General features: G+C 36.8%; 7 protein-coding genes and 1 other annotated feature. Of the genes, 3 read left to right on the forward strand and 4 right to left on the reverse strand.

Annotated features, from left to right (window positions below; translation table 11 throughout):
• Window positions 1-24: 24 nt before the first annotated feature.
• Window positions 25-1476, reverse strand: a complete 1452-nt coding sequence (locus ACTQZM_RS05960; protein ID WP_441653192.1) for a polysaccharide deacetylase family protein — start codon at window positions 1474-1476, stop codon at window positions 25-27.
• Between the two features lie 279 nt (window positions 1477-1755).
• Between ACTQZM_RS05960 and ACTQZM_RS05965 the strand changes: the two genes are divergently transcribed.
• The 3 genes from ACTQZM_RS05965 to ACTQZM_RS05975 are packed head-to-tail and all read left to right on the forward strand — an operon-like array spanning window position 1756 to window position 4550.
• A complete protein-coding gene (locus ACTQZM_RS05965; RefSeq protein ID WP_441653193.1) occupies window positions 1756-2691 on the forward strand; it encodes an FAD:protein FMN transferase in 936 nt (311 codons plus the stop codon).
• Window positions 2692-2712: 21 nt separating this feature from the next.
• Window positions 2713-3318, forward strand: coding sequence for an NADPH-dependent FMN reductase (locus ACTQZM_RS05970; RefSeq protein ID WP_248626017.1), 606 nt, complete (start codon window positions 2713-2715; stop codon window positions 3316-3318).
• 17 nt (window positions 3319-3335) lie between these two features.
• Complete coding sequence (locus tag ACTQZM_RS05975) at window positions 3336-4550, forward strand: NAD(P)H-dependent oxidoreductase (protein ID WP_441653194.1); 1215 nt, start codon at window positions 3336-3338, stop codon at window positions 4548-4550.
• Between the two features lie 516 nt (window positions 4551-5066).
• Here ACTQZM_RS05975 and serS read toward each other — a convergent pair.
• From serS to ACTQZM_RS05990, 3 genes are all read right to left on the reverse strand, one after another.
• Window positions 5067-6335, reverse strand: coding sequence for a serine--tRNA ligase (serS, locus tag ACTQZM_RS05980; RefSeq protein ID WP_441653195.1), 1269 nt, complete (start codon window positions 6333-6335; stop codon window positions 5067-5069).
• Between the two features lie 94 nt (window positions 6336-6429).
• Window positions 6430-6630, reverse strand: a binding site (T-box leader).
• Window positions 6631-6728: 98 nt separating this feature from the next.
• Window positions 6729-7907, reverse strand: a complete 1179-nt coding sequence (locus ACTQZM_RS05985) for a sensor histidine kinase (RefSeq protein WP_441653196.1) — start codon at window positions 7905-7907, stop codon at window positions 6729-6731.
• The gene (locus tag ACTQZM_RS05990) at window positions 7897-8586 is read right to left on the reverse strand and encodes a response regulator transcription factor (protein ID WP_016250547.1); all 690 of its coding nucleotides are present in this window, start codon (window positions 8584-8586) and stop codon (window positions 7897-7899) included. Before ACTQZM_RS05990 ends, ACTQZM_RS05985 begins: the two co-directional genes overlap by 11 nt.
• Window positions 8587-9206 lie beyond the last annotated feature (620 nt).

A 9206-nucleotide genomic window follows, 5' to 3' on the forward strand; every position in this document is an offset into this window, starting at 1 on the left:
GCATGTAGGCTAGGATTTTTTAGTTTATACAGTACGGGCATCGTCTTGGCTAAAGTATTGCATCCGTGGTTTGTCTTGATATTGCAGCAATTGGTCAACTGTCACGAATTCATAGCCTTGCGCACGTAATTGTTCAATGATTGGAGTGACCGCATCAATGGTGGTTTGATAAATATCATGCATCAAAATAATCGAACCAGGCTGTACCGTTTGTAAGACATGTTGCACAATCAGCGGTGTATTTTTTAGCTCCCAGTCACGTGAATCAATATTCCACTGGATGATGGCCTTGTCGATAACCTGTGCACCTTGGCTATTAATCGCACCATATGGCGGACGCAAAATCTTAGGTAGCTTTCCACCTGCTAGATAAATAGACTTATCGGCTTCATGGATATCCGTTTTGATTGCATCTGGAGCCATCGAACGTAAATTATTATGCACATTAGAGTGGCTACCGATTTCATGCCCTTCACTTGCGGCCCGTTTCACCACTTCAGGATATTGACGTGCGCTACTTCCTAACATAAAGAAAGTGGCCTTCACTTGTTGGGCTGCTAAAATATCTAACAATTGATTGGTGGTTTGCGCTTTTGGACCGTCATCAAAAGTTAAAGCGATGTACTTTTTATTCGGATCGAGGCCAGGCAGTTGCTCTTGGGTTTGACCTATGGCATAGTTTTGATCGATATAAGGTAACACTAAATTCAAAGGTAAGCTTACAGTTTTTAGATTCCCAATTTTCTTATCTAAAGTAATTTTTAGCTGATTATCTTGAATTTTCATCTTTTGATCCATGTTCAGATTTTTTAAATTTAAGACTTGATCAATCACTTTATCAGGCGCTTTGACTTGCTCTAAAATCTTTTGTTGCACAAGTGGTTTGATGGTGAGTAGATTTTCATCACTACCAATAATTTGTTTAGCACTTGGAGTTTGTCCTGTTTCACTAGAGAGTAAAAGTGCACTCTGTTGCAGTGGTTGCTCATGAAATTTTTCCTTGTCTGGATTCCATGTGAAGAATTGGCTGGATAGCACAATTTTATTCATTTTTGGATTTAAGACATGCTTTTCGATTTTTTTAATCCAAGTTGTACCCGCATCAATTTTATGTTTTTTCTGGAAAGCGACCTTCATCTCTTGGAATTTTTCTTCTATTAAAGGTTGTTCTTTCGTGAATTTTTCATTTTTCGGATGGAAAGTTACGGTGTATAAGCGTTTTTCTTGAACTTTTTCTTCACTAAAATCAGCTATTCGTTGCTGTTTAAGCAGTTGTTTTTGAGCCGTTTCAAAGGTATCGACTTTTTGCTGGTCTTTGTTATGCCAGATAAACACAATTAAAAAGGCAATCCCCAGAACAATCACCGCTAAAGGTAAGTGCCACATCCAACCCGTTTTATGCTTTCTATGCTCTAGTTGGACTTCTCGGTGTTGTCTTCTAGAATTTGTCGTTTTTTCATTTGAATTGTCGGTCATTTTCCCACTCCTTTTTCCCCTAATTCTGTGAAATAAAAAACTCATTGATTTTTCATTTTCGTATATACACTAAACTTATCATGTTTGAAAGCTGAATACAAGGGGACTTTAGACTGAAAATTTTTCAAAATATTTTCAATGATAATAACGAATTTTGGATAAGCTGTCATCTGACGTATTGGCTAATAAACAATAATAGTTCACTCTGTGAAATATTTTTCTTGCATTTTTGTTTAGAAACCGATATCATATAGTTCGTAAAAAGAAGGATGTGAGAAAATGCAAGCATCTAAGCAATGGAAGATGATGGGCACGTTTATTGATTTATGGATAGATTCTGATTTAGATTGTGAAAAAATATTCATAAATATAACAGATGAATTATTAGCTTTAAATCAGTGCTTTTCAGCCAATCAAGAAACCTCTGAATTAATGCAATTAAATCACTTAGCAGGAGTTTGTCCAGTGGCTGTGAGTCCAGCGCTTTTTTCGTTGATTTCAATTGGCAAGCAGCATAGTTTGGCACAACCTAGCCATTTGAATATTGCTATTGGTCCTTTAGTGAAATTGTGGCGTATTGGTTTTAAACAAGCGAAACTCCCTACACCAACAGAGATTTTTGCGACCTTACCATTGCTCAATAGTGAACAAATCATTTTAGATTCACAACAGCAAACGGTATTTTTAGCACGAAAAGGGATGGAAATTGATTTAGGGGCACTTGCTAAGGGTTACATTGCTGACTATTTAATGGCTAAATTGAAAAAACAATGCCATAGTGCGATGATTAATTTAGGTGGTAACTTTTTAGCTTTTGGTCCTAATCCAAAACGTGAAAATGGCAAATGGTATGTAGGCATTCAACATCCACAAAAGCCACGTCACCAACATTTAGGAATATTAGCAATTGAAAATCAATCTGTAGTCACTTCAGGTATTTATGAGCGTTTTTTGACGGTTGATGGAAAGCGGTATCATCATTTGCTAGATTCGCAAACAGGATTTCCTTTTGAAACGCGGATGGCCAGTTTGACGATTGTTGCAAACCAATCCTTAACCTGTGAAATATGGACAAGTCGTTTGTTTGGTTTACCTATTTCAGAGGCATTAGCAGTGATTGAGCAGCATCCAGAACTTGAAGGAATTATTGTAGATCAAGAAAATCAGGTATATCTTTCTTCAGGATTGAAATCTTTTTACTATCCAAATATTTAAGATTATAGGGGGTTAATTTTTATGAAATTAATTGCTATTGTAGGAACAAATTCACAACGTTCGACCAATCGACAGTTACTAGCATATATGCAAAAACATTTCGCTAAACAAGCAAGTATCGAGTTGGTAGAAATTAAAGATTTACCGATTTTTAATAAACCTGCCAATCGTAAAGTACCAGCAAGTGTTTTAGAATTGGCGGAAAAAATTCAACAAGCAGATGGTGTGATTATCGGAACGCCAGAATATGATCACTCGATTCCAGCGGTGTTAATGAGTGCTTTGGCTTGGTTATCTTATGGGATTCATCCATTATTAAATAAACCTGTGATGATTACTGGTGCCTCTTACGGAACATTAGGATCTTCAAGAGCACAAGCACAGTTACGTCAAATTCTTGATTCACCAGAAATCAATGCGACAATTATGCCTAGTTCAGAATTTCTATTGGCTCATTCATTACAAGCATTTGATGAAAATGGGGATTTAATCGATCTAGATACCATTCATAAGTTAGAAGGTTTGTTTGCTGATTTTCGCTTATTTATAAAAGTGAATGAAAAAATGGTTCATGCCAAAGAAGCCTTGAAAAAAGATGCAGAAAACTTTGATTGGGAAAACTTGTAAGAAAAGAGGATACGTCTATGAAAAAATTTGTTGGCATTGTCGGTTCAAATGCAGAACTATCATATAATCGTAAGTTATTAGAATTTATTCGTCGTCACTTTAAAACAAAATTTGAATTAGAATTATTGGAAATTGATCAAGTACCAATGTTTAATCAAGATGAAGATTGGCAAGAGAGCTTCCAACTAAGATATCTTTATAATAAAATTACCCGAGCAGATGGTGTGATCATTGCAACGCCTGAACACAATCACACAATTACTGCAGCCTTAAAGAGTGTTTTAGAATGGCTATCTTATAAGGTTCATCCATTTGAAAGTAAACCAGTAATGATTGTGGGTGCTTCTTATTATGATCAAGGAACTTCTCGTGCCCAAGTTCATCTACGAAAAATTTTAGATGCTCCTGGGGTCAATGCTTACACCTTACCGGGAAATGAATTTTTATTAGGAAAAGCCAAAGAAGCCTTTGATGATGAAGGGAATATTACCAATGTAGGTACGGTGAATTTCTTAGAGACTTGTTTAGATAATTTTGTAAAATATGTGGATGTAGTCAGTCATTTAAAAAAGCCTAAACCAATTGAACCAGAAGATTTAACCGCTTCTCATCCAATTGCTACTACGATTACTGAAATTGATCCAGATGACCCAGACTGGTTAGAAAAAGCAGCCGAATTAACAGGCGCTGTTTCAGGAGATACTTATGTGAAGTTAGATAATGGCCTATTAACAGTGAACCAATTAAATATGTTTTTAAAAGCTATGCCAATTGAATTAACTTATTCTGATGATAATAATCAATTTTTATACTATAATGCTAGTCACCAAGATCCGGATACCATGTTGGCTAAACGTGTGCCAAGTCAAGTGGGTAATCGACTATCAACAGTTCATAATTCTTTACCTGCAAATCGCATGAAAAATGTTGAGTGGGTGGTTGGTACTTTGCGTAACGGTAACCAAGAATATGTACGTACGATTGTGCCAGGTTCCCCAGAAGGCATTATCAATACGCATAACTATCAAGCGATGTATTATCCTGATGGTTCATTTGCTGGAATTAATGAAATTGTCTTTAATTTTAAACCTTGGTTGGATTGGTATTTACAAGAAACAGGTCAATACCTAGCAGGTGGCAAAGTAGCAGCAATGCCGTCAGCCGATGCCACTTCTGGAGCGTCACAAGCTGGGGGGCAAGCTGATGCCACTTCTGGAGCATCTGAACATTAAAAATAATTGATATCAATGAAAAAGCGAATAGCCAGCTTAAGGATTTCACTTAAGTTTGGTTATTCGCTTTATTTTGTGTGTTTTAATGTTAATCAAGAGAAGCAGTGTTGTGTAACCGGCCATTTCAGTCAGTGTTAAACCACCATCTGGCAAATGATTTAAACTAGTAAAATCTTTAAATATGGTGGATTTTCCTGTCATTCCGGACAACCTTAGCTTTATCAGTATCAATCAACTAAATACTTGGAAAATTCACCCTCCTGCATAAGAAAATCTCCTTTCATCCGATTTTCTTAGCAGAAGGTAATACATGAATTTTCTCGTATTTTCACAAGTTGATTGATAACCTTATGCTTGGAGCTAATCGACTTGGCTCACAATCTTATTTGACGGTATTCGGCAGCTAGACATTGTGAAATTCGCCCTACCACTTGCAAAAATCTCCTTTCATCCGATTTTTGCAGTGGTAGGTAAGCACACGAATTTCTTCATGTCTAATCAAGCTGCCTCACAACCTTATTTGATAACTGTTACGCCGCCCATGTATGGAACTAAGACTTCAGGGATGGTCACGCTACCGTCTTCGTTTTGGTAGTTTTCTAAGATAGCCGCAACCGTACGACCAACAGCGAGCCCTGAACCGTTCAACGTGTGGACATATTGCACTTTACCATTTTCATCACGGTAACGAATCATGGCACGTCTTGCTTGGAAGTCCTCGCAGTTTGAGCAAGAACTGATTTCGCGATACGTATCTTGCGCTGGAATCCATACTTCTAAGTCATAGGTTTTAGCCGCAGAGAATCCCATATCACCAGTTGATAAGGCCACCACACGGTAAGGCAAGTTCAATTTTTGCAAGATATTTTCAGCGTTTTGCGTCATTTTTTCTAATTCATTGTAAGATTCTTCTGGTTTGGTTAATTTCACCATTTCGACTTTGTTAAATTGGTGCAAGCGAATCAAACCACGTGTATCACGACCGGCACTCCCAGCTTCTGAACGGAAAGAAGGGCTCAAAGCAGTAAAATAAACAGGTAGATCCGCTTCTTCTAAAATTTCGCCATTATAATAGTTGGTTAATGGCACTTCAGCCGTTGGAATCAAAGTCAAATCTGTGTTGGCTAATTGGAAAACATCTTCCTTAAACTTAGGAAATTGTCCAGTCCCAAACATTGAATGGCTATTTACAATATAAGGGGGGATGACTTCGGTATAGCCTTCTTTGCCGTGTTCATCTAGCATGAAGTTGTAAATCGCTCTTTCCAAACGGGCACCTAACCCTTTATAAAAGACAAAACGACTACCAGACACCTTAGCCCCACGTTCAAAGTCTAAAATACCAAGGTTTTCAGCAATTTCCCAGTGAGGTTTTGGTTCAAAATCAAATTCGCGAACCGTTCCATGACGGCGTACTTCGACATTATCATCTTCATCTTTACCAATTGGCGTGCTTTCATGTGGCAAGTTTGGCAAAGTCGTGGCGATGGCAGTTAGTTCTTCGTCGATTTGGGCGATTTGTTCGTCCAAGGCTTTGATTTCTTCACCGACTTTTTTCATTTGGGCAATTTTGTCATCGGCATTTTCTTTATTGCGTTTTAATTGCGCAATTTCACCAGATACGTCATTTCTAAGTTTTTTCAACTCTTCTACTTTGACTAATTCTGCGCGGCGTTTTTCATCTAAAGCGACAAATTCATTGATTTTTGCTTCGTCGACATTGCGGGTAGCTAGTTTTTCTTTAACCATGGCTACATTTTGACGAATCATTTTAATATCTAACATCAAAATCCCTCCAAAAAATTTTTTTATCTTCTCATCCACAAAGTCATAGGGGCAGTAAACAAAAAAGTCCTAAAGCATAAGAAAATCTCTTACACTTTAGGACGTAAATTACGCGGTGCCACCTAAATTTAGTATCTACATACTACACTTTGTACAGGATAACGGTTGCGAGCCGTCACAAATTTCTTTGCGAGTCCTATCAGAAAGTGGATTCGCTATCTTCCATACAGTTTTGCACCACCCAACTGCTCTCTAAAAAGGAGTCAATAACTACTAGTCTTTCCAGGAAATCTATTTACGCTTATTGTAGCTTAAATTTTAGATTTTGCAAGTGTTTTGGCAAATTTGTGCAAAAAATAAACGCAGCCACCTAAAAAGAATGACTGCATATATTTATTTTTTGATTTTGCCTTTTTTAATAGGGAGATGCATGATGAAACTCGTCCACTCTGGGTTGGATTTAGCATAGATATAGCCGCCGTGTAAAGCGATGATACTTTGGGCGATGGCTAATCCTAATCCTGTGCCGCCTGTTTCTTGTGAGCGCGATTCTTCCACCCGATAAAAGCGGTCAAATAGTTGTTCCAGAGATTTTTGCGGAATCATTTGGCCATTGTTTTTTACCGTAATGATGACTTCCTGACTAATTTGCTCTAGTTCCACGACAATTTGGGTAGCACCTTTACCATATTTTAAAGCATTGGAAATCAGATTATTAAAGACGCGGACAATTTTTTCGGTATCGCATTCCATCATGATTTGTTTTTGATTGGCCTGTACGATAATCTCGATGCCTTTTTTCGCCGCTTCCAGTTCAAAATCGACGGCTAGCTGCTCGACTAATTGCACCATATCAAAAGTAATGTAGTAAATCGGCACACTAGATTGGCGAACCTTCGTATATTCAAACAAATCTTCCACTAAGGATTTCATCTGTTTGGCTTTCATAAAGGCGGTGTGCGTATATTTCAACAATTCCTCTTCTGAATGATATTGCTTATCTTCTATTAAACCTAAATAGCCAATAATCGAAGTCAGTGGCGTACGAATATCGTGACTCACGTTGGTAATCAATTCGTCTTTAGATTGCTCGATTTTGCGCTCTTCTTCAATCGCCATCATGGTACTATCCACAAGACCATTGATACTTTGAATAATCCGATTTAAATCTCCCTTCAGTTCAAAAGGAATCCGATAATCATAGTTCCCTTCAGCGATATAGTGCAACTCACTAATAATATGACGTAGCTGCATTTGTTTATACCGCCGATGTAGCCGCCAATAGAGCACCAAAGCATCTATCACAAGAAAGATTGGAATCAAAAAGTTACGGCCACTCCAAAATAAATCATTATCTAAATTTTGTGAGAAGATAAATTTCGTTTCAAAGATAGCGTCTTGCAGATTCGGCGAACTTTTAATGATTGCTGAAAGAATGACCAGTAACGAGACATTTAATAGTAGTAATAAAATGACTGTTACAATTCCCTCGGCAAATAATTCGCTGATTTCTTTGGAGGTGAGTACGATTTTTTTATTGTCATGTACCGCTTTTGTCTCTTTATTTTGCATCTATCTTATACCCTACACCCCAAACAGTTTGGATAATCTTTTCGCCACCAGTTGCTTCTTCAATCTTGTCGCGTAAATGACTAACATGCACCATGACCGTCTTAGCAGAAACAATACTTTCTTGTTTCCAGACACGTTCAAAGATTTCGTCTGCACTAAAGACACGATTCGGATGAGAAGCAAGTAAGTATAAAATGCCAAATTCTAAAGCTGTTAATTGAATTTCTTTGCCGCTAATCGTTTTTACCTCATGAGAATCTCGATTAATTACTAAGGAAGCCACCTCTAAAATTTCAGGTTGGTTGGCCTTGACTTGCATTTTCGTTCTTCTTAATAGAGACTTCACGCGCGCCATAATTTCTAAAGGATTAAATGGCTTAGTGACATAATCATCGGCACCCGCTACAAGCCCTTTGATCTTATCCATATCCGTTGATTTTGCAGTTAACATAATAATTGGAATTTGTGACTCTTTACGTAAAGCTTTCACCACTTGCATACCATCTACTTCAGGCATCATAATATCTAAAATCAAAAGCTCAATATCAGGATTTGTGCGTACCTTACTTAAGGCATCTTTGCCATCATAGGCTTTGACTGGTTCATAGCCTTCATTTTGTAAATAGATACTTAATAGTTCTACAATTTCCTTATCATCATCAGCTACTAAAATTTTCATACAAAAAAGCCTCCTAACATAATATATAGAAGTAAGTAGATTTTACTCACTTATTTTAGACTTATCACTAGCCTTATTTTAGCAAAAATTGGCCCGAAAAGAAAAAAATATCAAGAAATTTACCAAAAAATTTTACTGCTAAATCAGAAATATTCGCTAATTATCGAAATAAATAATCGATTTATCGGTTAATGTTCGTTCTTTTCTAGGTATTTTTACGTTTTGTAGAAATACGGACGCTTATAAACAACATAAAAGCAAACTTTAAGAAACTTCTATTTTTTAGTTGACGAAGGGCTAGAAACTTGATATACTAGCCAATGTCTTTGAGAGATGATAAAGATAGCTGCTTGAATCAGTCAGATTTAGATAACTTTTTTTGAAAAATATTTTTAAAAAAGTGTTGACAAAAAAAGACGGATTTGCTATTATAAAAAAGTCGCTAAGACATAAAAAACTTGACAATCGATTGAATCTAGTGTAAGATTTAAGAGTTGTTAGTTAAATAAAGTAGACCTTTGAAAACTGAACAAATAAATGCAAACAACCAATGTGTAGGGTCTTTAACTTTTGAGTTAAAGAAAAATACATGCAAGCAATAGCTAGCAAAATCAATTTTG

It is taken from the genome of Enterococcus cecorum, assembly GCF_052119425.1.
Taxonomy (GTDB): domain Bacteria; phylum Bacillota; class Bacilli; order Lactobacillales; family Enterococcaceae; genus Enterococcus_E; species Enterococcus_E cecorum_C.

What these genes read in the sequence shown, in the direction of transcription:
- ACTQZM_RS05960 (WP_441653192.1), bottom strand. Translation starts at nt 1,476, where the DNA reads ATGACCGACAATTCAAATGAAAAAACGACAAATTCTAGAAGACAACAC.
- ACTQZM_RS05965 (WP_441653193.1), top strand. Translation starts at nt 1,756, where the DNA reads ATGCAAGCATCTAAGCAATGGAAGATGATGGGCACGTTTATTGATTTA.
- ACTQZM_RS05970 (WP_248626017.1), top strand. Translation starts at nt 2,713, where the DNA reads ATGAAATTAATTGCTATTGTAGGAACAAATTCACAACGTTCGACCAAT.
- ACTQZM_RS05975 (WP_441653194.1), top strand. Translation starts at nt 3,336, where the DNA reads ATGAAAAAATTTGTTGGCATTGTCGGTTCAAATGCAGAACTATCATAT.
- serS (WP_441653195.1), bottom strand. Translation starts at nt 6,335, where the DNA reads ATGTTAGATATTAAAATGATTCGTCAAAATGTAGCCATGGTTAAAGAA.
- ACTQZM_RS05985 (WP_441653196.1), bottom strand. Translation starts at nt 7,907, where the DNA reads ATGCAAAATAAAGAGACAAAAGCGGTACATGACAATAAAAAAATCGTA.
- ACTQZM_RS05990 (WP_016250547.1), bottom strand. Translation starts at nt 8,586, where the DNA reads ATGAAAATTTTAGTAGCTGATGATGATAAGGAAATTGTAGAACTATTA.